Origin of the sequence: Nitrosospira multiformis (genome assembly GCF_900103165.1) — a bacterium.
Classification (GTDB): domain Bacteria; phylum Pseudomonadota; class Gammaproteobacteria; order Burkholderiales; family Nitrosomonadaceae; genus Nitrosospira; species Nitrosospira multiformis_D.
This window is the reverse complement of the sequence record NZ_FNKY01000001.1, coordinates 1,915,514-1,940,626: the sequence shown is the minus strand read 5'-3', so window position 1 is coordinate 1,940,626 and position 25,113 is coordinate 1,915,514. Positions and strand designations below refer to the sequence as shown.

26 protein-coding genes and 1 pseudogene are annotated in these 25,113 nt (G+C 52.7%); 12 read left to right on the top strand and 15 right to left on the bottom strand.

Annotated elements, in window-relative coordinates; translation table 11 throughout:
* Window positions 1-255 precede the first annotated feature (255 nt).
* The 3 genes from BLR00_RS08685 (at window position 256) to BLR00_RS16960 (ending at window position 3,036) form a co-directional block, all read left to right on the top strand.
* Window positions 256-2,160 carry a Tar ligand binding domain-containing protein gene (locus BLR00_RS08685; protein ID WP_256324092.1) on the top strand — a complete coding sequence of 635 codons (1,905 nt, stop codon included), beginning with the start codon at window positions 256-258 and terminating at the stop codon, window positions 2,158-2,160.
* Window positions 2,157-2,570, top strand: a complete 414-nt coding sequence (locus tag BLR00_RS08680) for a response regulator (RefSeq protein WP_074631987.1) — start codon at window positions 2,157-2,159, stop codon at window positions 2,568-2,570. Before BLR00_RS08685 ends, BLR00_RS08680 begins: the two co-directional genes overlap by 4 nt.
* 346 nt (window positions 2,571-2,916) lie before the next feature.
* Window positions 2,917-3,036, top strand: coding sequence for a hypothetical protein (locus BLR00_RS16960; protein WP_256324195.1), 120 nt, complete (start codon window positions 2,917-2,919; stop codon window positions 3,034-3,036).
* Here the strand turns inward: BLR00_RS16960 and BLR00_RS16955 are convergent.
* Together BLR00_RS16955 and BLR00_RS08670 are read right to left on the bottom strand one after the other, a co-directional pair.
* Window positions 3,037-3,126: pseudogene (locus tag BLR00_RS16955) on the bottom strand (hypothetical protein); the annotation flags it as partial. It lies immediately after the preceding gene.
* A gap of 274 nt (window positions 3,127-3,400) precedes the next feature.
* On the bottom strand, window positions 3,401-4,012 hold the full coding sequence (locus BLR00_RS08670) for a hypothetical protein (protein ID WP_074631985.1): 612 nt from the start codon (window positions 4,010-4,012) through the stop codon (window positions 3,401-3,403).
* A gap of 213 nt (window positions 4,013-4,225) precedes the next feature.
* Here BLR00_RS08670 and BLR00_RS08665 point away from each other — a divergent pair, with 213 nt between their 5' ends.
* Entirely contained in the window at window positions 4,226-5,311 is a 1,086-nt protein-coding gene (locus BLR00_RS08665; protein ID WP_074631760.1) for an IS630 family transposase, read from the top strand.
* Window positions 5,312-5,333: 22 nt separating this feature from the next.
* Here the strand turns inward: BLR00_RS08665 and BLR00_RS08660 are convergent, their stop codons facing one another.
* Genes BLR00_RS08660 through BLR00_RS08650 form a run of 3 tightly spaced genes read right to left on the bottom strand, consistent with a single transcriptional unit; the run spans window position 5,334 to window position 6,888 of the window.
* On the bottom strand, window positions 5,334-5,630 hold the full coding sequence (locus BLR00_RS08660) for a hypothetical protein (protein ID WP_074631984.1): 297 nt from the start codon (window positions 5,628-5,630) through the stop codon (window positions 5,334-5,336).
* 48 nt (window positions 5,631-5,678) lie between these two features.
* Window positions 5,679-6,575, bottom strand: coding sequence for an ImmA/IrrE family metallo-endopeptidase (locus tag BLR00_RS08655; RefSeq protein WP_074631983.1), 897 nt, complete (start codon window positions 6,573-6,575; stop codon window positions 5,679-5,681).
* Window positions 6,568-6,888, bottom strand: a complete 321-nt coding sequence (locus BLR00_RS08650) for a helix-turn-helix domain-containing protein (RefSeq protein ID WP_074631982.1) — start codon at window positions 6,886-6,888, stop codon at window positions 6,568-6,570. The genes BLR00_RS08655 and BLR00_RS08650 overlap by 8 nt, the downstream gene beginning before the upstream one ends.
* 387 nt (window positions 6,889-7,275) lie before the next feature.
* On the opposite strand from BLR00_RS08650, the gene BLR00_RS08645 reads away from it, so the two are divergent.
* Complete coding sequence (locus tag BLR00_RS08645; protein ID WP_074631981.1) at window positions 7,276-7,512, top strand: DUF2188 domain-containing protein; 237 nt, start codon at window positions 7,276-7,278, stop codon at window positions 7,510-7,512.
* A gap of 20 nt (window positions 7,513-7,532) precedes the next feature.
* Here the strand turns inward: BLR00_RS08645 and BLR00_RS16280 are convergent, their stop codons facing one another.
* A complete protein-coding gene (locus BLR00_RS16280; protein WP_143007631.1) occupies window positions 7,533-7,718 on the bottom strand; it encodes a hypothetical protein in 186 nt (61 codons plus the stop codon).
* A gap of 210 nt (window positions 7,719-7,928) precedes the next feature.
* Complete coding sequence (locus tag BLR00_RS08640) at window positions 7,929-8,246, bottom strand: hypothetical protein (RefSeq protein ID WP_074631980.1); 318 nt, start codon at window positions 8,244-8,246, stop codon at window positions 7,929-7,931.
* Between BLR00_RS08640 and BLR00_RS08635 the strand changes: the two genes are divergently transcribed.
* The gene (locus BLR00_RS08635) at window positions 8,236-8,502 is read left to right on the top strand and encodes a hypothetical protein (RefSeq protein WP_074631979.1); all 267 of its coding nucleotides are present in this window, start codon (window positions 8,236-8,238) and stop codon (window positions 8,500-8,502) included. The genes BLR00_RS08640 and BLR00_RS08635 overlap by 11 nt on opposite strands.
* Window positions 8,503-8,612: 110 nt before the next feature.
* Here BLR00_RS08635 and BLR00_RS08630 read toward each other — a convergent pair whose 3' ends face one another.
* Window positions 8,613-8,900: a hypothetical protein gene (locus BLR00_RS08630; RefSeq protein ID WP_074631978.1), complete on the bottom strand. Its 288-nt coding sequence runs from the start codon at window positions 8,898-8,900 to the stop codon at window positions 8,613-8,615.
* A gap of 30 nt (window positions 8,901-8,930) precedes the next feature.
* On the bottom strand, window positions 8,931-10,361 hold the full coding sequence (locus BLR00_RS08625; protein ID WP_256324091.1) for an RHS repeat-associated core domain-containing protein: 1,431 nt from the start codon (window positions 10,359-10,361) through the stop codon (window positions 8,931-8,933).
* Window positions 10,362-10,535: 174 nt separating this feature from the next.
* On the opposite strand from BLR00_RS08625, the gene BLR00_RS16950 reads away from it, so the two are divergent.
* Window positions 10,536-10,913, top strand: coding sequence for a hypothetical protein (locus BLR00_RS16950; protein ID WP_074631976.1), 378 nt, complete (start codon window positions 10,536-10,538; stop codon window positions 10,911-10,913).
* A gap of 58 nt (window positions 10,914-10,971) precedes the next feature.
* Here BLR00_RS16950 and BLR00_RS08615 read toward each other — a convergent pair whose 3' ends face one another.
* The 6 genes from BLR00_RS08615 to BLR00_RS08590 form a co-directional block, all read right to left on the bottom strand.
* Window positions 10,972-11,778 carry a hypothetical protein gene (locus BLR00_RS08615; protein ID WP_074631975.1) on the bottom strand — a complete coding sequence of 269 codons (807 nt, stop codon included), beginning with the start codon at window positions 11,776-11,778 and terminating at the stop codon, window positions 10,972-10,974.
* 9 nt (window positions 11,779-11,787) lie between these two features.
* The gene (locus BLR00_RS08610; protein WP_074631974.1) at window positions 11,788-17,775 is read right to left on the bottom strand and encodes an RHS repeat-associated core domain-containing protein; all 5,988 of its coding nucleotides are present in this window, start codon (window positions 17,773-17,775) and stop codon (window positions 11,788-11,790) included.
* A gap of 95 nt (window positions 17,776-17,870) precedes the next feature.
* On the bottom strand, window positions 17,871-18,080 hold the full coding sequence (locus BLR00_RS08605) for an RHS repeat domain-containing protein (RefSeq protein ID WP_218124314.1): 210 nt from the start codon (window positions 18,078-18,080) through the stop codon (window positions 17,871-17,873).
* An 86-nt stretch (window positions 18,081-18,166) separates the two neighbouring features.
* A complete protein-coding gene (locus tag BLR00_RS08600; protein ID WP_074631973.1) occupies window positions 18,167-18,535 on the bottom strand; it encodes a helix-turn-helix domain-containing protein in 369 nt (122 codons plus the stop codon).
* 268 nt (window positions 18,536-18,803) lie between these two features.
* Window positions 18,804-19,130, bottom strand: a complete 327-nt coding sequence (locus tag BLR00_RS08595; RefSeq protein ID WP_074631972.1) for a hypothetical protein — start codon at window positions 19,128-19,130, stop codon at window positions 18,804-18,806.
* A 48-nt stretch (window positions 19,131-19,178) separates the two neighbouring features.
* Window positions 19,179-19,649 carry a hypothetical protein gene (locus BLR00_RS08590; protein WP_074631971.1) on the bottom strand — a complete coding sequence of 157 codons (471 nt, stop codon included), beginning with the start codon at window positions 19,647-19,649 and terminating at the stop codon, window positions 19,179-19,181.
* Window positions 19,650-20,024: 375 nt separating this feature from the next.
* Between BLR00_RS08590 and BLR00_RS08585 the strand changes: the two genes are divergently transcribed.
* The 5 genes from BLR00_RS08585 (at window position 20,025) to BLR00_RS08560 (ending at window position 25,021) form a co-directional block, all read left to right on the top strand.
* The gene (locus tag BLR00_RS08585; RefSeq protein ID WP_074631970.1) at window positions 20,025-20,288 is read left to right on the top strand and encodes a hypothetical protein; all 264 of its coding nucleotides are present in this window, start codon (window positions 20,025-20,027) and stop codon (window positions 20,286-20,288) included.
* Window positions 20,289-20,294: 6 nt separating this feature from the next.
* A complete protein-coding gene (locus BLR00_RS08580; protein WP_074631969.1) occupies window positions 20,295-21,158 on the top strand; it encodes a DUF72 domain-containing protein in 864 nt (287 codons plus the stop codon).
* 966 nt (window positions 21,159-22,124) lie between these two features.
* Window positions 22,125-22,712 carry an N-acyl amino acid synthase FeeM domain-containing protein gene (locus BLR00_RS08575; protein WP_074631968.1) on the top strand — a complete coding sequence of 196 codons (588 nt, stop codon included), beginning with the start codon at window positions 22,125-22,127 and terminating at the stop codon, window positions 22,710-22,712.
* Between the two features lie 369 nt (window positions 22,713-23,081).
* The gene (locus BLR00_RS08570) at window positions 23,082-23,567 is read left to right on the top strand and encodes a thermonuclease family protein (RefSeq protein ID WP_074631967.1); all 486 of its coding nucleotides are present in this window, start codon (window positions 23,082-23,084) and stop codon (window positions 23,565-23,567) included.
* Between the two features lie 695 nt (window positions 23,568-24,262).
* Complete coding sequence (locus tag BLR00_RS08560; RefSeq protein WP_074631965.1) at window positions 24,263-25,021, top strand: hypothetical protein; 759 nt, start codon at window positions 24,263-24,265, stop codon at window positions 25,019-25,021.
* Window positions 25,022-25,113: the final 92 nt, after the last annotated feature.

Genomic DNA, 25,113 nt, shown 5'->3' with positions numbered 1-25,113 from the left:
TTCTAGCGAAAATATCTATGAAAACCGGCCTTGCTGATGCGCGGAGAAATTGCTTTCATATCTTATCCACAATCATCCATCTGACTCGGGTCGCTCCCCAAACCAGCTCCGCAAGAGATACCGGGTTGCAGTAAAATCTGAGATTTACCGCGTAACACTTTCTGGTATCCCGGGCTAGCAATTTGCCAGGCTTGAGGCTGCAGACTTTCAGGCAATTGCCATTCTCCTAATCATCCAGGTTATATGATTAAAAATTTGACTATTAGATCGCGCCTGATCCTTATTCTCTCCGTCCTCGTGATATTTCTGCTGGGAATTGAAATGCTGGGCCTGTTCGGCATGAGTAACGCGATTGAAGGCTTGAGAACCGTTTATCATGATCGCGCCATCCCGCTTAAGCAGGTCGCTGAAATTGAATCGCTGCTGCTGCGGAACCGAATCGCCGTGACGGCAGCCCTGATGATGCCGACGCCCGAGACTATTCGAACCAAAACCGAAGTGGTTGACCAGGATCTCGAGAAAATGACGCGAGCCTGGCAAGCTTACATTTCAAGCCACCATGATGCGGAAGAAAAAGCGCTTGCCGCGCAATTCGCCGAAGATCGGGACAAATTTATCACGGAAGGTATAAAGCCGGCGGTCATCGCTTTACGTAAAAATGAAATCGGGGAAGCGTACCGAATTCTTATAGAAAAAGTTCGCCCCCTTTATATACCGGTCGATACCAGCATCAAGGCGCTGGTCAAGCTGCAACTGGATGGAATCAGCCGGGAATACGATCGGGAGCAGAGCCGCTACGAAACCATACGTAACATTCTGGTTGCGTCGATAGCAATCGCTCTGGTACTGGCGGCATTGATTAGTGTCGTGCTCAATGATGCAATTTTTCGGCCTCTGGAAAATGTGGTGACAATTGCTCGAGGCGTCGCGGTAGGTGATTTTATGCAGGAAATTGAGGTCCGTTCGAACGATGAAATCGGCCAGCTTATGCAAGCCCTGAAGGAAATGCGGGATAGTCTGGTGGATACCATTGGCCAAATACGCGATAGCGAAGCGCATACCCGCGCCTTACTGAGTAATCTGATCGATGGCGTGACCTCGATTGATGAACAGGGTGTGATTAAAACCTTTAACCCGGCGGCCGAACGGATTTTTGGCTATGCAGGAAGCGAAATTATCGGGCGGGATGTTAACTTGCTGTTTCCGAAGCCAAGGCCGGAACAGGGTCACTATGCTGACGATTTCAGGCAATATCTGGAAACGGGAAAGCCCAAGGCTCTTGGCGTTACTACTGAAGTGACCGGCTTGCGTAAAGGTGGCACTGCATTCCCCATGGATCTTGCCGTGGTCGAGATGCACGGGGGAGAACACCGCATGTTTGTCGCCATTGTACGTGACATCAGTAAACGCAAGCTGGAGGAAGAGCAGAAAGCGCGCCTGATGGATGAACTGGAAAGCGCCAATGAGGAATTAAGGAATTTCGCCCATGTGGTATCTCACGACTTGAAGGCACCATTGCGCGCCATCGGCGCATTGGCGGACTGGCTCTCCACGGATTATGCCGACAAATTCGATGACGAAGGCAAGGAACATATGCGTCTGCTTGTCAGCCGGGTGCATCGCATGAGTAACCTGATCGATGGTATATTGCAATATTCGCGCGTAGGCCGCGTGAGGGAGGCACTGGTAGAACTGGACCTCAACCAGGTGGTGCATGAGGTAATTGACCTCCTGTCCCCACCCGCAAATATTGCTATCAGGGTAGAAAATCCCTTGCCGCGCATCATTGCGGAGCCCACCCGCATCCAACAGATATTTCAGAACCTGCTCTCCAACGCTATTAAATACATGGATAAGCCCCGGGGCGATATTCGCATTGCCTGTAGTGTTGAGGGCGAACAATGGAAGTTCTCTATCGCCGACAATGGACCCGGTATCGAGTCACGCCATTTCGAAAGAATTTTTCAATTGTTCCAGACGCTCGCCCCGCGCGACAGGATAGAAAGTACGGGTGTTGGGCTGGCCGTCGTGAAAAAAATTGTGGAGATGTATAGTGGACAAATCTGGATCGAATCTAAAGCCGGCGAAGGCAGCACATTTTTTTTCACCCTACCCAAAATTGCGGCAAACCTTAACTCCAATAAAGGAAAAGAAACGTGAAAACTACCAATAAGCCCATTCTTCTGGTGGAAGACGATCAAGTCGACACAATGACCGTCATGCGCGCCCTGAAGGAGATCCATGTAACGAACCCAGTTGTACACCTGGAAAACGGTGAGGAAGCGCTGCTTTATCTACAAGACCCGGCAAGCGAAAAGCCGTGCATTATTCTGCTTGACCTGAATATGCCGATCATGAATGGTATTGAATTCCTGCAGGTGGTAAAACATAATGATCAATTAAAGCGTATTCCGGTAATTGTGCTGACTACATCGGAAGAGCAACAAGATAAGATGAGCAGTTTTAACCTGGGCGTTGCGGGTTATGTGGTTAAGCCGGTCGATTACCGGCGCTTCGTCGAAGTCATGCGCTCGATTGACGCCTATTGGAACATTAGCGAAATGCCTTAATCGCTCAACTGAGTATTCGTCTGCCAAGCATACGGAAAAGGGCGCTACCGAGTACCCTGTTCGTTGCGAATATTCTCATCGTCTGCCCATGAGAACCAAACGCGATGAAAACCCCATCAGGCATTAACTCGCATCCTGCGGCACAAGTAGACAGATCCATTGAGGCTTTGCGCATAGCAGCTTCAGTTTGTCGTGCCTGCCCACTGTGGGAAAATGCCACGCAAACTGTCTTCGGCGAAGGTCCCCCGCACGCACCAGTCATGCTCATCGGTGAGCAACCTGGAGACCAGGAAGATCTACGGGCCACCCATTCGTCGGCCCTGCCGGGCAACTACCGACAAGGGCGCTGGCGGCAGTCGATATTCCCCGCGAACAGATGTATGTTACCAACGCTGTCAAACACTTCAAATTTGAACTTCGCGGCAAGCGCCGCCAGCTTCCTGCGGATGGTGGCGCCGGCCAGTGATTTTTTTCCCAGGGTTTTGCGCCAGGCTAAAACATGGGACCGGGTAACGGTCCTGAAATCTTGCGGCCGATCGATGCCGACAAACTGCATGAAGCCGCACAAGTCATTTTCATAGGCACGCCGTATTTGCAGATTATCAATATTGGCGAACCATTCGATCGCCGGCGGCACCTCGCTCAGTTGGTGATATTGCGCGAAGGTCAAAACCGAGACTTCTGATTCATTTAGGAATTTCGGAAAGATCCGCGTTTTTGGGTTTTGGAGATGAGGGAATATTCGTGGGCTATTTTATCCATGATAAAATAGGTTATCAAGGGTAAATACAGTTGTAATTATTCGGTCTGCGAAAATCAAATGTGAGTTGCTATACCTGTAGTTTGGAAAGTGGGGTATCTTTTATGAGGACTGAGAATGAAGTGATTTCCTTTAGGTCGGGAAATTCGTTCTCTAATCGGCCCCACCAACTCTTAACATCGAAATAGAGCAAGCCAAGATATTTGTGATTTTTCTCATAGAAATCAGACAGGCTTAGATCTGATCTTTCGTAATTGACGTGAGCACTGACCTTATTCCGAAATTTGCGAAACTCTTCAGCGAAGGTGTCGGGAACTTTTTCAGGATAGAAACTGATATGGTTTTCCCAGGCCCCGGCAGTTCCATTTAAAATGGCTTCCCTTCTGTTTGTTAAGTTACGCTGCGTATGGCTCGCGATATATTTGTCTGCCATTTCGGATGGTAATTTCTCAGTGTTCTGACGGTCTCTTGCTATCGCACCTATCATGAATTCATACAGATGATGAATAAATCTGGCGTATGCGTTATAAGTTTTGTAGGCAATTCTCCGATTCTCGCCTTGCATAATCATGATTTTGGCAGATTCCGCAAAATCGTTGAACGAATCCTCGCAACGCAAAAATTCATGTTTCAGGACAATGCATAATGCGGTGTCGGTAGTATCTCCAATTTTAAACTTCATATTTCTGACCCTCTGGAAGCCACGCTAATAAGATGACTGATTTCGCTGCCCATAGAATCTATGGGGTTTTTCAGGTGATGAGGCTGTAAAATAGAAATCTTTTGGACTCAAGGTATTGCATAAACCTCTCTAGTGTAGTGAGTTAGAAATTCGTTGAATTATTTTGTGTGCTGGCTGTCTCCCAGATATTGGGTTCGAGACAGCGAGGACGAGATGGCAGGCAGACCGAGAGCGAAGCTGGTGTTGAACGAAGCTGAACAAGAACAATTGCATGCCTGGGCACGGCGGCGCAAAACGGCGCAAGCGCTGGCCTTGCGTTCGCGCATTGTTCTGGAATGTGCCGGTGGGGCGGAGAATCAGGAAGTTGCGCTCAAGCTTGCGGTGACGCGGCAGACGGTGTCGAAATGGCGCGGACGCTTTGTGCAAATGCGATTGGATGGTTTGCTGGACGCCCCCCGCTCGGGAGCGCCGCGCACGATTGATGATGCGCGTGTCGATGCCGTGATCGCCAAGACCCTGGAAGAGCAACCGTCGAATGCCACGCACTGGAGCACGCGCACCATGGCGCGCGAAGCCAAGCTGTCGCAAACGGCGATCAGCCGTATCTGGCGTGCCTTCGGCTTGCAACCGCATCGACAAGAAACCTTCAAGCTCTCCACCGACCCCCTGTTTGTCGAAAAGACTCGTGACATCGTTGGACTGTATATCGATCCGCCGGTCAAGGCCATGGTGCTGTGCGTCGATGAGAAGAGCCAGATACAGGCGCTGGACCGGACCCAGCCTATCCTGCCGCTGGCCCCCGGCATCGCAGAACGGCGCACGCACGACTACCAGCGCCATGGCACAACTACCTTGTTTGCCGCGCTCGATATTGCTACCGGCGAGGTCATCGGACAGTTGCACCGGCGGCATCGCAGCAGCGAGTTCCTGAAATTCTTACGTATGATCGAGGCATCGGTTCCGAGTGACCTGGACATTCATCTGGTGATGGATAACTATGGAACGCACAAGACACCCGCCATCCGCAACTGGTTCGCCCGTCATCCGCGTTTCCATGTACATTTCACGCCGACCTCCGCCTCGTGGCTCAACCAGGTCGAGCGCTGGTTCGCCACTCTGACCGAAAAACAAATTCGCCGTGGAACCCATCGTTCGACCCGTCAATTGGAGGATGCCATTCGCCATTACCTCAAACTCAATAACGCCGGTCCAAAACCCTTTGTCTGGACCAAATCCGCCGATGACATCATTGCCAGCATCGAACGCTTTTGTCTGCGAACTTCTAACTCAGGACACTAGCTTACCATGATGAAAAACGGAATCAGTCCAACCCCCTGTTACTCGACACTACGACAAACCAACCGTCATAGCCATTTTTTCCATCAATGCTCTTCGCTAATATGTCTTTGAGGCCAATATCATGCAGCGATGAGGTGGCATACATGTATGCTCCGAGTCCAATGCTCTTGATGACCCGATATATCTTTCCCTCAAGATTCTCGATAGCGATACACATCGTGTTACCGCCGCCTTCAATTTTGTAGGAAGAAATAATGGTTGAGACAGCATCATCGAATGGAGGAATTGTTTCACCATCGACGTATTTTGATTCAAACACTCTTCCTCCTCCAGTGATTAGGTTTTTCCAATTAATCGATAAAACACTTCATCTTGTCCAATTAAAACCTTGGGCTCTATCTGATAAGAATGTAAATGCATCTTGTTCTTTTTCCTCCTCATGCTCAGCCATGCCAGCCAACGGAAACTGCACCAGAAAAATAGTCATCTCAAAATGGTCAGAAAGAATTGCAAATTCTTCAGCTTCTAACTCTGGATGCCAGACCCCGGTCCGAACACGGAAACCTTGATTTTTCCGATTTATCCCAACAATACTATTTAGCCGGTCAAGCGATGATTGAGGTACAGGTGTTCCAGGGCGTAAGTAAGCACGGAGGTTACGGGCGCGGCGGCTTGGATAAGACCAGCAAATGAAATCGTCGCGTGCTACTGCTAATAAGGCAGCTTGATCGGTAAGTTCAAGCCATTTTAGCGCGGCAGCGGTAAATGAGGTCCCATAGCGATTAGCGCAATGTCCTAGAAGGTCCAAAGTGACAGGTTGCCCTCCAACCTGAGCTCTAAAATCATCTGCTGGCATTAATAAATAAGAAGCAAATTTGTTCGCTTCCGCTTCAAATTTTCTTGATTCCGGACTTTCATAATCAAGCATGTCAGCCTGACCACACCGGAAACCCTCCTCTCTGAATCGACGATGGAGCAGATAATGGCCCAGTTCGTGCCCAAGGGTAAAATTAATTCTTCCAGGAATTGTGACAGTTTCATCATATGAAATGCACCAGTCACCCTTCGACTTCCGCTTGGACAGCATTCCATCGATACCTGCAATACCATGTGCTTTGATAGCTCCAACAGGGTCATTAGGATATCTGACCTTAGTCACTTCAAGGGCAATCTCTTTAACGCCAATAGGAAAATCCTGACCGGCCTTCAACCATAGTTTCGCCAGTTCATTACCCCAAGCAGGAGGCGTTGTAGGCTCACTCATCGTCTATTGCTTTTAAGAATTTCTCTAGCTGAGCTCTTTTTTGAGAATCGAGTTGGGTAACTCTACGGAAAAATACTTTATCAGCATCTGATTCTGTCTGCGTCTGCTTTTCGTCATCCAAAAGAAACTCGACTGTAACCCCGAATACCTCTGCAATTTTGGTGATTTTTTCTGCTGATGGCCTTACCACGGGGCGGTTCTCTAATTCCCAAATATAGCTTTTGCTTGAATCTGTTTTCTCCGCAAGCTCCTCAAGCGTTAGCTTTAAGCGCTTTCTTTCAGTACGGATTTTTTCTCCTAACAGCGTGGCCAATGTTTACTCCTTAATAAATAAGTTCAGAGTAGGCGCATTTATTTTAATTGGCAAGTGAATTTTTATATGGTAGTATAATTTTTGCGTCTATACCGAACTTTTCGGCAGGGAGGCAAACTTCTTAAACTCGAAAAAGGAATGGATATGAAAGCTCCATTAGGTACTACCGCTCGCACTGGCGAAAAATGTCCCGAAAGTGGCGTATGGAAAGTTGTTGAAACCCCTAGCACAACTGCTCCAATCGCCAAACACAACACGATGCCACCCTACTCCGGTAGAGCAGTAACGTGGAAACTCTCGCAGTACGCTTAAAAGAAAGTTTCTCAGATAACGGATAATCCGTTATCTGAGAAACATCATCAAATATCCAACTTAGGAACCTTATTTATGAACAAAAAACGAGATATCCATGTCGTTCCACACGCGGACGGCTGGGCCACAAAAAAAGAAAGTGTACAACGTGCTGGGTCTGTAACTCATACCCAGAAGGAAGCAATTGATCGAGCTCGTGAACAGGCGAGGCGTGAACATGTCGAAGTTGTTATCCATCGAAAAGATGGAACTATTCGAGACAGCGACAGTTATGGCAACGATCCAAGGCCTCCCGTAGATAGAAAGCATTGAGTTGGTTGTAATGACGGCAGCTATAGAAGGGGCTTGCAAAAATAACGCGCCCCTCTTCTGCCCGGTCTTTTAGATGACTCGGCTACGAGATCCGTGCCGTCATACAGCAGTTTGGTAGTGGTCCCGGCAATAGTGGTCTGGCGCATGCGCCCGAGGCCATCGTAGATCAGGCTGGCCGCCAGGCCGGTCTTGCTTGCGCTTCTCAAGCAGTTATCGGCATCGTAGCCGTAAGTCCAGGTGCCATCCCCGGTCAGGTTGCCGTTGCCGTCGTAGCCCAGCGTGGCCCCGGCCGCCGCAGTGTACTGGTTGAGCCCGTTGGGGGTGTAGGCCTTGGTGCCGTTGGCATAGCCCGTCCACTGGTAGATATTGTTGCTCCAGGCATAGCCGGTCCAGGTCTTGTTCGCGAGGCCTCCGCATTACTTCAACTTCTGTAATAACCGATTCCATTCTTTTAAAGAAACAAATAGGAGACCAATCATCACAAAAAGTGTAATCGCAAAAATAACCTTCATTTCTTCAGTCGCATCAGCTTTATATTCTCTATACAACATTGCTAGCGCGAATATTCCACCTAAAGTTAGGCCGTAGATGAGCCATGTCAATATTGTCATTACCAAGTCGCTCATCTTTCCTTGTTCGCGTTTTAGTTGGAGTAATCCGTAAAAAAAATAGCATCCAATAGCTCCCTGAGCGAAAAAATATGCAGCCGCAATAGTCAAGAATATGGTCAGCATCTATTCCAACCCTCAAGCAAGCAAACAAATCAATTCACCAAGTATCGAGATAACCAATCCAGCATCTCCAGAAAAAATGATTACTGATAAAAAGACCGCTCCACAGCGAATGCAAGGTTCCCTTATCCGGATCTGCTGCCAGTTCCTGGATCAATTACGCTTGCGGCCACCGCTTGACTGGCTTGCTGGCGCGCTGCCGAAATTGTTTACTGAGATGTTATTAGGGTTGTTTAACACCATGCCAGATGCTGGATAGTTGTTGTTCGCCGCAGCTCTTAAATCAACCAACCCTTGAGATAAGGCCGTAACACTTGCGCCAAATCCGGCTTGAACAGTCGTCCCAAAACCAGATACTTCGAGCTCTTATCATTTCTCCGACCTGAACGGATCTCCTCTGTGTATGAGAAGTACAAGTAAAGCAACTCCGCCAGAGATGATCTGTACCCAAAGAAGCCAGGAAAGAAACTCCTGGTCTTCCTTGGTTATATAGACAACGATGTTTCTTATTGCGTATGGTACGGTTCTATTCGTCTCTGGGTTTGGAAACCTGGAGTAATCGATATAAGTGTTATCCATGCCCGCAGAGTAGAACCCTGCAATTACACATACAAGCGCCGCACCTAGCCCAATAATCTTTTTAATCTTCAGAAACATAGTCCGCTTCCAGCGGTCTTCCGCGCAGGATCATGGTTTGGGTCGTCCCATTGGTGAACTCTGCGCAGCGAAACCACCCTGATTCGATAGAAAACTGCTGGAACTCCGCGAACCGTTCGAAGCAACCGGGGCCGGTGGAGTGGAAGATGACCGAAAATTAGCGATTGGTCCCGCGCAACCCTGTGAACCGCATACTTGCGTCAGCGTCCGCGTAGCCGATGCGGACGCGCCGACTCCGGTTCCCAGCGTGACCCCACCTCCTACTATCGGTCCCTTCTCACCACGAGCGGTGAAGGCATCAACAGATCCACCTACACCAGCACCTGCACTAAAACTGGTATTGTAGGATTTACCACTCAGATATATGCTTGGTGCGTTAGAGACCTGTACGCTCATACCAGCCCCAGCCTGAACACCCACTCCGGCACCAAGGCCGCTAGACACATAACCACCTATATTTCCCTGAGTATCGATTACGACTCCAGCCGCTACTTGCGGGACAACGATGCCAAAAAACGTACCGCCAGCCGCTATACCTAGCTGGAACGTATCGAGTCCGTGTGGATCAATATTATTAACCGGATCATTCCCCACATACGCATAAAGGTTGAGATCGCTCCCGTACCCGATCGGGTCGGTCTGCAGGAACCGGCCGAGCGCGGGCGAGTAGAACCGCGCCTTGTAGTGGTACAGGCCCAGCTGCGACAGCCACTGCTGGCCAGTGTAGCGGAAGCGGATGCCGGTGGTCACATTCGGCTCGCCGAAGGGGCCGTACGTGTAAGTGGCAGTGGAGGTGCCCGCGCTGTTGGCGGTGGCGGCGATGGAGCCCTGATGATCGGCGTACAGCCAGGTCTTGCTGCCGGTGCCGCTGCCCTCGTACCACACCAGCGGCTCGTCGATGCCCGGCCCATGCACATAGCGGCGCAGCAAGGCGTTGCCGCCATCGTATTCGGCCACGAGATCCGTGCCGTCATACAGCAGTTTGGTGGCGGTCCCGGCAATAGTGGTCTGGCGCATGCGCCCGAGGCCGTCATACGCCAGGTTGGCCGCCAGGCCGGTCTTGCTGGCGCTCCTCAATTGGTTATCGGTATCGTAGCCGTAAGTCCAGGTGCCATCCCCGCTCAGGTTGCCGTTGGCGTCGTAGCCGAGCGTGGCCCCAGCCGCCACGGTGTACTGGTTAAGCCCGTTGGGCGTGTAGGACTTGGTGCCGTTGGCGTAGCCGCTCCACTGGTAGGCGGCGGTGCTGGCAGTGTTGGTGGAAATCTCCTGCGCCTGGTTGCGGGCATAGGTCCAGGTGTTGTCCTGCGCCGTGCCGGCAAGGTTCTGGGTCAGGGTGAGCAGGGCCGACTGGGTATTATAGCCATAGGTGGTCGTGGTGCCGTTGCCCAGCGTCACCGTCATACGCCGTGACAGGTCGTCGTAGGCATAGGTGGCCAGGTTGGTGGTATTGAGCTCCTTCATGACCCATGGCCGGTTGAGCGCATCGTAGGTGGTGGTGACATAGAACGGCGTGGCCTCCGGCCAGGTGATGCGGGTGCGGTTGCCGGCGGCGTCATACTGGTAGGAAAGGCTCGGGCTCCCATTCAGGGAGACACTGCTCAGCCGCCCGGCATTGTCCCACACGTAGCCCAGGGCATGGCCGCTGGTGGAGACGCTAGAGAAGCGGCCGCGCATGTCGTAGCGGAAGGTCGCATTGTCGTTCGGATCCGGATAGCTGCGGCTGAGGGCGCGGTTGAGGGCGTCGTAGACGGCGGTGACGGTTTGCCCATTGCGCTTGCGCGTGGTGACAAGATTGTTGTTGTCGTCATAGTCATGCTGCTCGTAGTCGGGGGCGGAGGACGTGTTGGGCGTCACCTTGTCGGGATAGAATGGTTTGAACAGATAGTCGTGAGGGCCGCCGGTGTTGCGCCAAGCGCAGCCACAGCCAAAGCGATGCTGCCCAGCTCTAACTTTATTTTCATGTTGAAGATCCTTGAAGGGGTGGAATGGATACGGGTTAAATCATGCACTTGAAAGCATTGCGGGACCTGGTTTGCTCGATCTTTTGATTTCAGGGACAGAAAAATGTCCGTCAGGAAGGCGTCTGGTTAAAATGTAGAAACAAGGAAAACAGGATGATCCCTCCCGCTATCAATCCCATCCTGATAAGGTGTTCACGTTTCAGGTTGCGGATCGGGTCATCCTTTGCCACCTTGAATCCCGGCTTGCGCTCATCGATGAATTCCATGTTCAGGTACCTGGTCAATATGGCGCGTAGCAGCACCACGCCCCTGAAGTCCGGGTAAGTCGACGAAACATCGAACTGGAACAGTCTCCCCGGCGCCTCCAGCGTGCAGATTTTTTGCGGGTAATGTGTGCTTGACAAACCTACGCCCTTATAGATGGTTCTTGTAACGATGCTCGCGCGGGCGATCTCATCCCACTTGAACTCATACTTTGTTCTGGACTGGGTGATGGCCAGTCCCTGTTCCGAGGCTTCGATGAATTCGACGGGGGTTGAAGTCGTGACATAGCTGGAAAAGCTTCCGCGCTCCAGATCCGACAGCCTCTTGAACTGCAGCGGCCCCTCGGCCAGATCGAAGACCGGCACATCGTCTATCATCTGGTTGGCTTGCTCCCATTGAATGATTTCTTCACGGTCAACACTCATATACAGCTTTAGCCCAGTTCTTTCATGGAAATCCTCAATCACCTTCCGTGCGCTGCTATAGAGCTCTGCATAGCGAAACAAACCTGATGCATCGAAAACGATATTCCCATTCGCCGGCGCCTGCGCGATCGCCATCGCGATCAGTTCCCTGGCATTGCCGAGATCATCCCTGTCCATGCACTCACCCGCCATGTCGAGCAGGTCGCGGCCTGACGTGTCAAGATCCATAGCCGCTAATTACGGTTTTCTGAAAGCCCTGCCGACAAGTCCGCCCACCGCCTGGACGCTGCCCCCGCCCAGGCCTGAGCTAATTGTCTGGTCGGTCATGCGGGTGGCATTGACGGTGGCAACCTGGGCAGGGGTCTGGATGTTCTGGGCGTTCTGGGGGGCCAGGCTGTAACTCGCCGGGGTTTTATAAACATCCCCCAGCACGTCGCGTCTTATAATTGGAGACAGTATTGCTGCCCCCTTTCCGAATGCCGCTCCAATGCCAGCCGCTGTGGCAACGCTTGCCAGATTCGGTATCTTGCCATTCAATCCCGAGTTGACTACATTTTCCACTGCTCCGCCTACCGCCCCGGAAAGTGCTGGACCCCCAGCCACAGCTACAAGCCCCGCCGCCGTTCCCGCAAAGCCGGATATGAAGCCCTTGCCGGCTGCGGCGGCAATCCCGTACGTGCTCGCTCCCGACTGGCTCGCCTCATACCCCTGGAATACGGCATTGAGTCCGCCCCCTATTGCCGGAAGCACCAAGAATTGCGCAGCGTTCCCATCTGGATCCGTCTGGTTGACCGGATCGTTCCCCACATACGCATACAGGTTGAGATCGCTCCCATACCCGATCGGATCGGTCTGCAGGAACCGGCCGAGCGCGGGCGAGTAGAACCGCGCCTTGTAGTGGTACAGGCCCAGCTGCGACAGCCACTGCTGGCCAGTGTAGCGGAAGCGGATGCCGGTGGTCACATTCGGCTCGCCGAAGGGGCCGTACGTGTAAGTGGCAGTGGAGGTGCCCGCGCTGTTGGCGGTGGCGGCGATGGAGCCCTGATGATCGGCGTACAGCCAGGTCTTGCTGCCGGTGCCGCTGCCCTCGTACCACACCAGCGGCTCGTCGATGCCCGGCCCATGCACATAGCGGCGCAGCAAGGCGTTGCCGCCATCGTATTCGGCCACGAGATCCGTGCCGTCATACAGCAGTTTGGTGGCGGTCCCGGCAATAGTGGTCTGGCGCATGCGCCCGAGGCCGTCATACGCCAGGTTGGCCGCCAGGCCGGTCTTGCTGGCGCTCCTCAATTGGTTATCGGTATCGTAGCCGTAAGTCCAGGTGCCATCCCCGCTCAGGTTGCCGTTGGCGTCGTAGCCGAGCGTGGCCCCAGCCGCCACGGTGTACTGGTTAAGCCCGTTGGGCGTGTAGGACTTGGTGCCGTTGGCGTAGCCGCTCCACTGGTAGGCGGCGGTGCTGGCAGTGTTGGTGGAAATCTCCTGCGCCTGGTTGCGGGCATAGGTCCAGGTGTTGTCCTGCGCCGTGCCGGCAAGGTTCTGGGTCAGGGTGAGCAGGGCCGACTGGGTATTATAGCCATAGGTGGTCGTGGTGCCGTTGCCCAGCGTCACCGTCATACGCCGTGACAGGTCGTCGTAGGCATAGGTGGCCAGGTTGGTGGTATTGAGCTCCTTCATGACCCATGGCCGGTTGAGCGCATCGTAGGTGGTGGTGACATAGAACGGCGTGGCCTCCGGCCAGGTGATGCGGGTGCGGTTGCCGGCGGCGTCATACTGGTAGGAAAGGCTCGGGCTCCCATTCAGGGAGACACTGCTCAGCCGCCCGGCATTGTCCCACACGTAGCCCAGGGCATGGCCGCTGGTGGAGACGCTAGAGAAGCGGCCGCGCATGTCGTAGCGGAAGGTCGCATTGTCGTTCGGATCCGGATAGCTGCGGCTGAGGGCGCGGTTGAGGGCGTCGTAGACGGCGGTGACGGTTTGCCCATTGCGCTTGCGCGTGGTGACAAGATTATCGTTGTCGTCATAGCCATATTGCTCATAGTCGGTGACGGAGGACACACCGGCTGTCACCTTGTCGGGATAGAGCGTCTTGAACAGGCGGTCATGGCCGTCGTACTGGTAGGTGGTCATGTTATTCTTTGCGTCCTTGACCGTGGCGGGCAGGCCGTTGTTGGTGTAGGTGTAGGCGGCAGTGGTCTGGGCCAGTGCCGTGCCCACCGCACGCTTGACGTTCTGCACGCGGCCATCCAGATAATACATGGTCTCGGTCACCCGGTTGCCGCCTTCGCCGGCCGGCAGGTTCTCGGTGGTGCGGAAGAGCCGGTCCTGGTCGTCGTAGGCGTAATCGGTCACCGCAACCGGCGCGGCCGCGGCCGGGCAGATATCATGGGCTGCGGTCTGGCCCGGCCCCCATGCCTTGAGCAGCTTGCCGCTCAAGGTATAGGTGTTGCAGGACACCAGCCATTGCGTGCCGATCTGGGCGGAGGTGCGGATGAGGTTGCCATCGGTGTCGTAGGCCAGCTTGGTCAGCTTGCCCAGGGCGTCGGTTACCTGTGTAGGCCGGCGCTCGCTGTCGTAGCCGGTGGTGACGGTGTCGGTGACATCGGTGCGCGGCCCGTTGACCACGGTCAGGTTGCCCACGGCGTCATAGGTATAAGTGGTAGTCAGGTTGAGATTGCCCGTGCCGGAATCCGCAATAGTGGTCAGCGGCACATACTTGTTGGCGCTGTTGTAGCTGGTTGGGTTGTTCACGTCGATGAGCTCCGTTTTATTGTAAAGCAGATTGATCGGCAGCGTGAAGGTGGGGTATCCGGCGGGGGTGTAGAGGGCGAAACTGTAGATGATATAAGACCGATAGCCGTCAACGTTCTCCGGCCGGGATATGCCTTGGAGATCTCCCAAGGAGTTATAGAAATAATAGGTGACGAGTCCTTTGGGATCAGTCACCGTTTCCACTTTATTGAAGAAAAAAGCATACGTCATGCTCGTGATTAACGGGCCAACTCCTGAACCTGGCTTGGCAAGCCTGCTCAAGGTCTTGATGTTGTGGGTGCAACGCTTTTCGGGAATATCGTTGCACGGGGCATCGTCATAGGCGTATTCCACGCTGTTGCCTTCCGGCAATACGGTTTTTATGAGGCGTGTCTGGCCGTCGTAGGTATTGAGGATGACCTTGCCCAGCGGATCGATCGCTTTGAGCACCTTGCCGAAGGCATCGACATAGGAGACATTGCTGGTGCTGTAGGGTCCCACTTCTTCCGAGCGCGAGCCGGCGAAGTAATAGGTATAGAGCTTGCCATTGGCGTTGGTCTGGGTCTGCACCCGGCCCAGGGTGTCATAGACATTGGTGACGGCGGGGTTGGCAGGATTGGCGGGATAAAGGATTTTGAACAGCCGGCCCGGCACGTTGTAGTCGAAAGTGGTGACCTTGGCATCGGCATCGGTGAAGGTCTGGAGATTGCCGCTGACGTAGCCGTAGCCGATGCTGCGGGTGCCGTCGCCCACCGCGGTGACGCGCCCCGACGCGTTGGTCAAGGTCAGGGTGCGCCCCAGGCTGTTTTGCACCTGGCTGAGGTCATTGCCGGTATAGGTGAATTTGACCTGCAGGCCGTTGGCATGATCAAAGGTGGCGATCTTCCCAGCGGTATTGAAGTTCAGGCGGTCGCGGGTCAGGGTTTCGTAGGTGTAAGTCGTGTCAGGGTTCAGGATGAGCCGCGCCGGATTGGCGGGCGGGGGATTGTAGGTGCCGTCAGGCAGCTTGACGAAGACTTCGCCGTTCAGGCCCTGGCGCACGATCACCGTGTTGTCGAGCAGCTGATCGCCGTACCAGCGCTGGCCCAGGGTGGCGATAACCATTTTATCCAGGGGCTTGGCGGCATCGGACATTAGGTCCAAGGATACCATCTGCTCCACCAGGGCGTTCACCGCGTCCAGCGCGGAGTCCTCGCCCATGCCCTGGAAGCCGTCGCTGCCGACCGTGACGGTGGAAGCGAAGTTGTGGCTCCAGCCTTTGCCCAGGGGACCTGCCTGGAGCCGGGCGCTGGAGGTGTAGAGCTTCTGGAAGGTGAGCGCATGCGGGAAATCGCCCACCCCGACTTTCATGTCGTCGTTGCTGTACAGAAAATCCCCCGTGGTCATGTCGATCGGATCACGCCAGGTGTTCCCGGTCGAGTACCATAGGGAAGGCTGGCTCCAGGTGTTGGTAAAGGAAGCTCCAGCATAGGCAGACGCCGATTGCGGGAGCGTCGAGAAGCCACCCAGGGCGCCGTTGATGATGGCACCAATGCCCAGGCCGGTCGAGTTGATAACGAAATACCCCACCCCTGTCCAGCTGCCCTCGCCCCGGCCGCATCTGCCGGGCAGGATCAGCCGGTTGTTGCCGGGCGATCTATTGATTGCTCCCAGGAAGTCGCTTTTCTGCTGAAGCGAGCAATTCACCAGCAGATTCTGAATGTTGATGCCGGCAGCGTAATTGCTGGATGTGGCGCTGTAGATCCAGTCGTTATTGATTGCCGCGATGTCGATCAGCTTGACCGTGGAGACGGCGCTGATGCCGGAAGTCTGCTGCACGGCCACGGATTCGAGGATGCTGGCATGCGTGGCCAGGTTGTAGAATGTCGTGGTTTCTCTCGCTTTGTCCGCTGAACGGCTGATGTTGGCTACCAGGTTCCCGGGCAAGTCGACGTAGGCAGCGGTATTGTAGCCGGCAATGCCCACCATATGATGGTACAGGGTATTTGCATTGTTCAACTGGTCGCCAATGCGCCCGGCAGTGGTGAGCTGTCCGACCCAGGTCGAGGAGAGTACGGCCAGGCTGGATCCCAGCACCACTTCGGAAGCGTCGCTGATTCCCGCGGCCCTTGCCTCCTCCAGCCGCCGGCGGTGCAGCTCGATCACGCCACGGCCCGCGGGGCCCCAGCCGTTGCCGATCAGGTAGGTGCCACCTTCCTTGATCGTCTGTTCAATGGGCTGGTTAGTGGGATAAGGATGCGTCACGGCAAATCTGATCTTGCTCTCCGTGCCGAGTGGGATGGCGGTGCCGGTTACCAATATAGTACCGTCGAGCATCAGCACCGGCTGGTGCGAGCCGTTGTAGGTGATGGTCAGGCGCTTGCCGTAGATGGCATCTGATGTGAGGGAAGCGGAAAGGATAGTCGCATTGTCCGCGGCATTTCTATAATCGATTGTCAAGACAGTTTTATAGGAGTTTACGTCGGCTGCATTCAGTCTGACGGGAGGCGCGGCCTGATAAGGCAATGCGGTCTGGCGCAGGTTGCCGCCCGAATGCGGAATAATGGTCATGCCGCCTATGGCGTCGTCCAGCGTGGCGGCAGACAGGTTGACGCGCAGGTAATTGGCCAACGTTGTGGCATAAGTGGAGAGGTTGTTGCGGATGTTGGTACGGTTTGCCCCCCGAAGGGTATCCGCGGTAATGGTTGCGCCGCTCTTCGCCTGGGTGAGATAGGTCGCGGCGTTATAGCCGCTGGCAGCGGTCAGGTTGATGCCGGTCTTGATGGTATGCGGCTTGAAGCTGGGGTCGAAATAATAGTTGGTGCCGCCAATGTTCACTTCGACCCAGAAGTGGGTAATCTTCAAGTTGATCAGCGCCACCGGCGGCGGCAAAGGCAGCGAGCAATTGACCGGCCCTGCTGGCGTATAGACCGTGGGTATTCCACCACTCGCCACTAAGCGACTCGCAGCGCAGGCGTTGCCGGTGTCCACCCCCAGCCATTCCCTGGCTCGCGCGGGATCCAGGTTGATGTCGCCCTTCATGTAGTTGGCTGTGAACCCCGCCTGCCGCAGCAGCGCCACCATCAGGTCCACCTGGTCCAGGGCGGTGCCCTGGCCGTCCAGGATCGCTCCCACCGCACCTTTCTGCATGCCATACACCGGGTAGAATTCGATGTTGTTGCGGACGTATTCGTAGATCAGGTCGGGGTCGTTCTTCAGGGCGCGGGCGAGTTCCGCAATGGATGCGGGGCCCGTCGGAGCGGTGGCACCTGCAGCGCGTTGCGCGCCGGGAAGCAATGAAGGCTCCGGCAAGGGGGACACAAGGTTGATAGGGGCTGGCCGGCTGCGTATGAATCGTTCGGATTCCTCGGGCGTGACCGGCTCCAGGATAAGCCGAGTCATGCCGGGCAACTGCTCCACGGAGGAAGCCGGTTGAGCCGTGACGGCCGATGACAATAAAACGAGAGATGCAGCGAAGCCTATCTGCCAGCGTGACATACCGGTATGCTCCTTGAGTATAAAACGGCTGGGAAAGTCGCCGCGGACTGATCGCTTGAGTGGGCCTGGAAACGACTGGGGGAAGACCGATCCTGTCAGGGTGCGCCGGTGGTGACAGCACTAGTGCGGTTGCCGGCCGCATCGTAGGCATAAGTAATGATTGCACCGGTGCTGTAGGTGGCCTTGGAGAGCCGCCCCAACGCATCGTAAGTGTAGACCACCGATGCGGCCAATGCTGGCCCGCTCATCGCGGTGGCAACAAGTCCCAGAAACACTAGACCACGGAAGCGGAAACGAGTGCTCATTTTTATTCTCCGAATTAAGGGTGTAGCGGTAAAAAAACTTGATCTTCAGTCCCAGCCTGCTTCAGGCGATGCTGTATTGCCAAGAATCAGACGGCGCCGCTATTCTTGCGCCGGTCGTGCTGCTGTCTGTCGCGCCTGTCCAGCACCTGCCGCCTGTCGTACCACCGGCTATCGCGCCTGCTCGCATGGCGCCGCTCCGTAAAGTTGGCCATAATATCGAATGCCCTGCTCATCTCGCCTTCTCCGGTGATGAGCCAGTCAAAGGAGAAAACAAGCTTGGAACGGATAATAAGCAGCTTCTTTATTTCCGGCATGGCAACGCCATTCTCCCACGTCGATACGGCAGCTTTGGTCACGCCGCACATTTCCCCTAGCCGACTCTGGGTAAGGCTGTATTCACGCCGCAGCTGGACAATCCTGGAACCAATCGGGTGATCGGGGGAAACTTTCGGCATGATTAAAGTTAAATATTGATCGACTCTATGGAAGAGCTTATAGTTACCTTGGGAAGATTGTCTAATATTATTTATTCATAAAGCTTGGAATCCAAGGCTAAGGTTGAGTTTGAGCTAAATGGCGAGTTCCTCGTTTCCAGTGCAATGAGTGACGGTACACAAAGCCAGCAACGATGCAGGGGATGTAAGCCGGATCCACCGAAAATTCCTCAGGTTTGAATTTAGAGCTCCTGGTTACAGGCCCTTGCGGGCCTGTAACGGCAATGGACTATTCTCCTTGTGTGGAAGCCACCTTGAAATTTCCCGGTAACCAGCGCAAGCCGGACAGTTTCGCATTCGCCGACTCGACCAGTTCACCCTTTTTCATCTTCGTCATGGTCTGCGCTATTTGAAGGGAAACCGCCTCTCCCACCACTTCAATAATCCGGTCTTTGGATACATGCAAAAGGTAGTTCTCCGGTGTAGGTTCCCACCAGTCGGCCATGTCCAAGCTCAAGGCGGTCATGATTGCCCCCACGTCAATCGATGGCGCATGCTCCCTCCCCGATACGGTATTAATCGAAACCGCCGTGCAAAACGCCAGCAGGTTGTGCAAGCCTGCAGGGTCTTGTTCCAGCAGCCACCCGAACAGCGTCTTGCCGCCCTACCCTGCTGCTTCGATACACTCTGTCCAATACACACGCTTTTCCTCGATTGCTATCGCTGCGCGGCTCTGTCCGATGTTCTCCGCATTCTTCTTGAGGCAGGTTTGCTCGATGTTGACCTGCACGATCCGGTTAGTCCGGTAGCCACTCCCGAAAACCTGCAATGCCAGTTGATGGACAAGTGCCGCCAGCGCAATTTCCAGCCGGTTCATGATTTCTGCCTGAATCGCCGCGCTGCGGTGCGCGGTGAGCATGCGCGTGAGTTTTTCCGAGTGCACAGGCTTCTCCGTTTCGCTCTGCCCACTTCCTGCCAACCCTGTTTCCGCTCCCTGCGCGTTGGGCAGCTTCTTCATGTCCTCTTTCCGGATCAAACCCCGCTCGATGCGTAATTCGCCCGCATGGTCAACAGTAACAATGACACCCGCAATGGCAAGGTCGACGGCGTTCAGCTCTTCCAGCGATTCTTTCAATGCCGCTATCTCTCCCTGGATGGCGTCGCTCTTTTTTTCCAGCGAAGCATAGGTTTCGCCGTCCTCGTCCGCTTCCTCGTCTTCGGCCCCGTGCCTGTTTGTACCGCCACAACCAAATATATATCGGGTGTATTATTATTGATTACTGTCCATCCCTCATTTCTGCTGCGCGTGCCCAAGCCAAACAAGGATAATGAGTCTCGCCGATTCGTAACCAATCTCAAGCTTGCAAGACCACTCCTGCGCAGCACTTAAACGCAGCGTTATCCGTGAACGACGACGATGAGCGTCAAGCACATTCTTTCATCTCGAAACCGTATTGTATTTTTATGGTCCAATTTTGTGGATTGGAACGGCAGAACTTAAGATTCAGATGTGGATTTCGCGTCGTTCTCGGCGGCCATTGGCTCCCGGGCAGCAGAGATGATTCTACCGCTTGGCGATGCGGAAGGCAGTTCCGGAAATCGCACCGCAACGCTGACCAATGGCTGGATGTATAGTGAACGCCCCATCTGGAAGAAGAATACGGCGACAAACATGAAATTCTCAATACGGGCCAAACATGTTGCTACGCTCAATTTCTACGTACCGCCCACCTATGCCAGCGACGGCGAGGAATTTCCGCGCGGCCAGGATTGATAAGTGATGGGTGAAATTCGAATTGGAATTTCGGGTTGGCGCTATCCGCCATGGCGGGGCGTTTTTTATCCTCCCGGTCTTCCACAGCATCGCGAGCTCGAATACGCCTCCGGTAAATTTCCGACAATCGAAATAAACGGGACATTTTATTCGCTGCAAAGGCCGGAAAGTTTCGAGCGCTGGTATAACGACACGCCGCCGGGCTTCGTTTTCAGCATCAAGGGGCCGCGCTATATCACGCACATCAAGCGCTTGCATGATGTCGATGGCCCGCTCGCCAATTTCTTTGCTTCGGGAATATTCAAACTTCGAGAAAAACTCGGCCCCATTCTATGGCAATTCCCACCCAGCTTCCATTATGATCCAGAAAAACTGAAGCATTTTTTCGAGCTTCTGCCGCGCGACACCAGCCAGGCGTTAAGTCTTGCCCGTCGTCGCGAACCTCACATGACCGGGCGCGTATGTTTGGCGATTGACGCCAACCGCATATTGCGCCACGCGATTGAGATCCGGCATGAAAGCTTCATCGATGATTCATTCGTGCGACTACTGCGTGAACACAATATTGCATTGGTTATCGCGGATACTGCGGGAAAATGGCCCTACCTGGAAGATATTACCGCCGATTTCATCTATCTCCGCTTACATGGTGACAAGGTGCTTTATGCAAGCGGCTACACTCCCGAAGCGCTGACGCGCTGGTCAGTGCGAATGCGCACCTGGCGCACCGGCTCCCAACCAGATGACGCGCATCTCATCTCGGCGCAGTCCCCGCCACAACAACAGTCTCGCGATCTCTATTGTTATTTTGACAACGATATCAAAGTGAGGGCTCCATTTGACGCCCAGGATCTGATAACAAAACTATAGCTCTCATCTGATCCGCACCTGATCATGTCAGCCTATGGGCCGAGCCATCACGGAATCGCTGCCTGAACAATAGATATTCATCTCTAGTCTTCTCACATACCTGGCGTTCCACCAATCATGATAAGATTTCGTCTCGTACGTCAACCCGCTCCGCCAATGGAGTTCCTTTGCACTTCAATTTCGATTCCGAGCTGATCGTGATCACGTGTCCTCACTGTCACGGGAAGTTCGACGAAACCATCTCGCGGCTAAAGTATGAACCGAGGCTTTCTTGCCGCTACTGCAAAGAATATATCCGTGTGAACCTCCTGGAGTTGCATGGCGCACTCGAATCAGTTCGGCAATCCAGCGATGATCTTTTAAAGAAATTGCTCAACACTAATAAATGATTTTTACGATGATGGGCCCGCACTCCCCCAAAGAACCATTCATAATAAAGTTTTGCGTAATTTTTTTCTTCCTGCTTGAAGATAAATTCAGTGTCATGCGAGATTGTCTTATGGGAGAACCACTCCTTCATCAGGATCGATCAAATACAAGATCACTGCGAGTCCAACCGTTTTAATCGGGGAGTGTACTTTAGTCCAGTATCTGAAGCGTCTAAAACCGGTAGAATGTCATAAGGTCAATTTCTCCCAAAGAAATATACGGATTCAATGACGGAACCATTCCGCTCTCTTCCAGACACACATTACCATCGCATCGCTGAACTGATCTTAACCAGCGGGCTTGGTCAGAAACCTTTAATTCCGCGACATATGCAATGGCAAAGCCTCAACTCGCATGCATGTTTCCCTACCAATTGGGGGAAGTAGCGGCAGGGATTAAAACATGAAGGTCGTAATATGCGCTTGGCTTTTCTCAATCGTATCAATCGGCACACCAATAGTAATGTCGGAATGGCGTGACCGAACATGAGTAATTCATATGCCTCAATCCAGGAACAACTCACGGGGAGGTGAGTACATGGAGGCAAACTATCAACCCGGTAAACTGCACCACGCTTGTCTGACGCCCGACTCGATGGATGGGAGGCGCATGAAAGCAACCTTCGGTCCCTACGTCGTAAGCGCCGCGAAATCCCTTGATCGCTCAGAACGTCTGGTAAAAACATCATACTTGAGGAAGGGCTACTCCGCGGATCACATCATGACATCCGCGGATATGGTATTCGATGCCGAACTATGCGGCATGGTGGTTGGCACAGTAATGATGCGATTGGATTCCGCTAACGGATTATACGGCGATGCAACGTATTCCCATGAACTAGACGCTATGCGGCTTTCAGGCCGGAAACTGGCGGAACTATGCAGGTTCGTCATCATGCCCGGTCAACCGACAAGTGCGGTCATGGGCGCACTGTTTCACTTTGTCTATGTTTACTCACACTTGATGAATGGGGTAACCGACCTCATCTGCGAGGTTGTACCCAATCACGTAGCGGCGCAAAAACGGCTGCTCGGATTCTTGCAGATTGCCGGCCCAAAACCCTGTGAGCGAGTAGGAGTAGATGCGGTACTATTGCATAGGGCGTTTGAGATTGAATCGTCCTGAACCCGGCAACCGGATGAGATTGAATAATCCTTTCTGCAAGGGACCTTTGAAGCAATGCCAGAAAATGGGCGGAGAGTCGATTTACACAACAGTGATAGCTAAAACACTGAGCAGCTTCCTTCCAAGAATGATGGCAAAAACTAATGTGAGACCATTGTAAAAGTGAAATCAGGAATCATTTATAATAGTAAATACTCTTGTGGATCCATGAAGAGCAAGAATTGCAAGACAGTGCTATGATTAAATGCATGCTGGGTGGCGATACCTTTATCCCGCCTACTCCTCTAGTTGGTGGTTATCGCGGCGATTAAAAACAGTTGTATCACCCTTTCACGTAGGTTTTGGTTTGCCGCTTTGGTTAAAAGTCAAATGCGCTCCATTACTATTGCTATTGCTCTTATTACCTCTATTACTCTGCCTTTCCCGGCAGCCGCAGACCTTACCGACCAGGTAATCCGTGCCCAGGTGGTCCAGATTGTTGATGGCGATTCACTTACCATCGTAATCGATGGAGAAATGGTAAGAGTGCGGTTGGCGGAAATTGATGCGCCAGAAAGCAAGCAGCCTTATACCAAGCGTTCAAAAAAATCCCTTTCCGACCTCTGTTTCTGGATCGAGGCAGAACTGACATCCATAACAAAGGATCAATATGGACGCACTTTAGCCAGAGTCAAATGCAATGGGTTGGATGTCAGTGCAGAGCAAGTGAAACGCGGGATGGCTTGGGTATATGAAGGGCACGCGAAAGATCCCGAACTCTACAAATTACAAGCTGAGGCCCGGGCTGCTAAACGGGGATTATGGTCGACTAAATACCCTATCCCACCGTGGCGATGGATGAAAGAAAACCGTTAGCTGCCTGATCTCTGATCAACCGCAAGCCTATTGCGCCCGACGCTTGAGAAGAGTCTTGTCGTGGAGCTGTTCGGTTACCTGACCAAACAGAAGAAAAATACCCGATATATTTTAGTGCGTAAGCGTTCAGCTGACTGCTACATATCTGCCATGCAATATAGGGAGTATAACCGCGGAACATATCAAAAACCGCATGGATATTGGAGGCGGGGGTACTGTGAACGATAAGACATTTGACTTTCGAAAGATCTTTGAAGGCATGATGTCTTATCTCTACCTTACATCAGGATGGTGGTTCTTGGTGCCCGGGCCAGTATTGGTCCTGAGCTCCCCATCATGGTGGTTTAGGTTGCCGCTCAGTGTTCGTAACGAAATTGGTATTGATTCTTCGACTATATCTATCTATTGGTTGATCGGAATAGCTGTTATCTCTGTCGCATTGGGTTTTTTCTTAAGGGGACTCGCGTTCGGCATTCTGTCAGAAAACAGATTTAGAATTATTATTTGCGCGTCGCTTTCAGCTTTATTTGGATTAGTCTCTCTTGGACTTACAGCAATATGGATTGCCATATTTTATTTTGATCAGGACTCATTTGACCTAAGCAGCGCAGTGATGCACGGAGTATTCGCGACATCCCAATTTCTCATAGTAGCGGGTTTTTTATGGCTTATTTATTCCAAAAAAAAGAATTAGCATGAAATTCGAGGAGCTATACAAACCGTTTGATGTCACTATCGATAGTGTTCGCGCATGGGTAGCTACCATCATGAATCCATCAAAGATGTGTAGATCAATTTTAGATGAAACCCCGGATACTCCTGATGCCGTAACCCGCGCATTAAAGATTTGGTTTGCAGGGGCGCTTGTAACGATACTTTTTGCGCAAGGCGCTATCTATAGATTTTATAATATCGATCCGTTTAGCTTGGAGTTCTACTCAAGCATAGCTGCAATCCTATTGATAGGATCCTTCTTACTGGTGTTGCCGGTTTACTGCGCATTTTTTATTTTTAGGCTTTCAATCTCATTCCGCGATACTTTTATAACTTTCCTTGTATTAACTGCTGTCTTTTTTCCTTTAATTGCCCTGGCCAGCACACCAATTCTGGTAGTAATACTTGAATTTCTCCGTATCATAAAAACTCACGCCATTGACTTATCCACATGGGATAATTTCTTTACACAAATAGGGGGTGCCTTTATGAAAACGGTCGAATCCAACAAAACTACTTGGACCATATGGTCACACTCACAAAGTCTCACTTCCTCAATTCCAGCATTTCTTTTTGCCATACAGGTTTCTATCATTTTCAATTTTTTATCAGAGCGATACCAGATCGAACGAATTCGTGTATTTGATGCGGGAACTTTTGGTTTAGTAATGGGTGGATCTTTGATCGGTGTCGTATTGGTAAGTTATTTCTTCACACTTTATACATTTATGGGGAAGTAAGCTTTCACCGGTGGCACACCACCATTGACCTATGCTGCCACCGCCGCCGACACTTGCGCCATCACTCTATCCCCAACCCTTTAGTATCGTAA

Coding starts and splice junctions, on each gene's coding strand:
- BLR00_RS08640 (WP_074631980.1), bottom strand. CDS start 8,246: ATGCTGACCATATTCTTGACTATTGCGGCTGCATATTTTTTCGCTCAG.
- BLR00_RS08575 (WP_074631968.1), top strand. CDS start 22,125: ATGGAGGCAAACTATCAACCCGGTAAACTGCACCACGCTTGTCTGACG.
- BLR00_RS08665 (WP_074631760.1), top strand. CDS start 4,226: ATGGCAGGCAGACCGAGAGCGAAGCTGGTGTTGAACGAAGCTGAACAA.
- BLR00_RS16950 (WP_074631976.1), top strand. CDS start 10,536: ATGGCCGCTGGTGGAGACGCTAGAGAAGCGGCCGCGCATGTCGTAGCG.
- BLR00_RS08635 (WP_074631979.1), top strand. CDS start 8,236: ATGGTCAGCATCTATTCCAACCCTCAAGCAAGCAAACAAATCAATTCA.
- BLR00_RS08605 (WP_218124314.1), bottom strand. CDS start 18,080: ATGAGCACTCGTTTCCGCTTCCGTGGTCTAGTGTTTCTGGGACTTGTT.
- BLR00_RS08570 (WP_074631967.1), top strand. CDS start 23,082: ATGCGCTCCATTACTATTGCTATTGCTCTTATTACCTCTATTACTCTG.
- BLR00_RS08645 (WP_074631981.1), top strand. CDS start 7,276: ATGAACAAAAAACGAGATATCCATGTCGTTCCACACGCGGACGGCTGG.
- BLR00_RS08625 (WP_256324091.1), bottom strand. CDS start 10,361: ATGAAGGAGCTCAATACCACCAACCTGGCCACCTATGCCTACGACGAC.
- BLR00_RS08630 (WP_074631978.1), bottom strand. CDS start 8,900: ATGTTTCTGAAGATTAAAAAGATTATTGGGCTAGGTGCGGCGCTTGTA.
- BLR00_RS08615 (WP_074631975.1), bottom strand. CDS start 11,778: ATGGATCTTGACACGTCAGGCCGCGACCTGCTCGACATGGCGGGTGAG.
- BLR00_RS08670 (WP_074631985.1), bottom strand. CDS start 4,012: ATGAAGTTTAAAATTGGAGATACTACCGACACCGCATTATGCATTGTC.
- BLR00_RS08560 (WP_074631965.1), top strand. CDS start 24,263: ATGAAATTCGAGGAGCTATACAAACCGTTTGATGTCACTATCGATAGT.
- BLR00_RS08655 (WP_074631983.1), bottom strand. CDS start 6,575: ATGAGTGAGCCTACAACGCCTCCTGCTTGGGGTAATGAACTGGCGAAA.
- BLR00_RS08600 (WP_074631973.1), bottom strand. CDS start 18,535: ATGCCGAAAGTTTCCCCCGATCACCCGATTGGTTCCAGGATTGTCCAG.
- BLR00_RS08610 (WP_074631974.1), bottom strand. CDS start 17,775: ATGTCACGCTGGCAGATAGGCTTCGCTGCATCTCTCGTTTTATTGTCA.
- BLR00_RS08580 (WP_074631969.1), top strand. CDS start 20,295: ATGGGTGAAATTCGAATTGGAATTTCGGGTTGGCGCTATCCGCCATGG.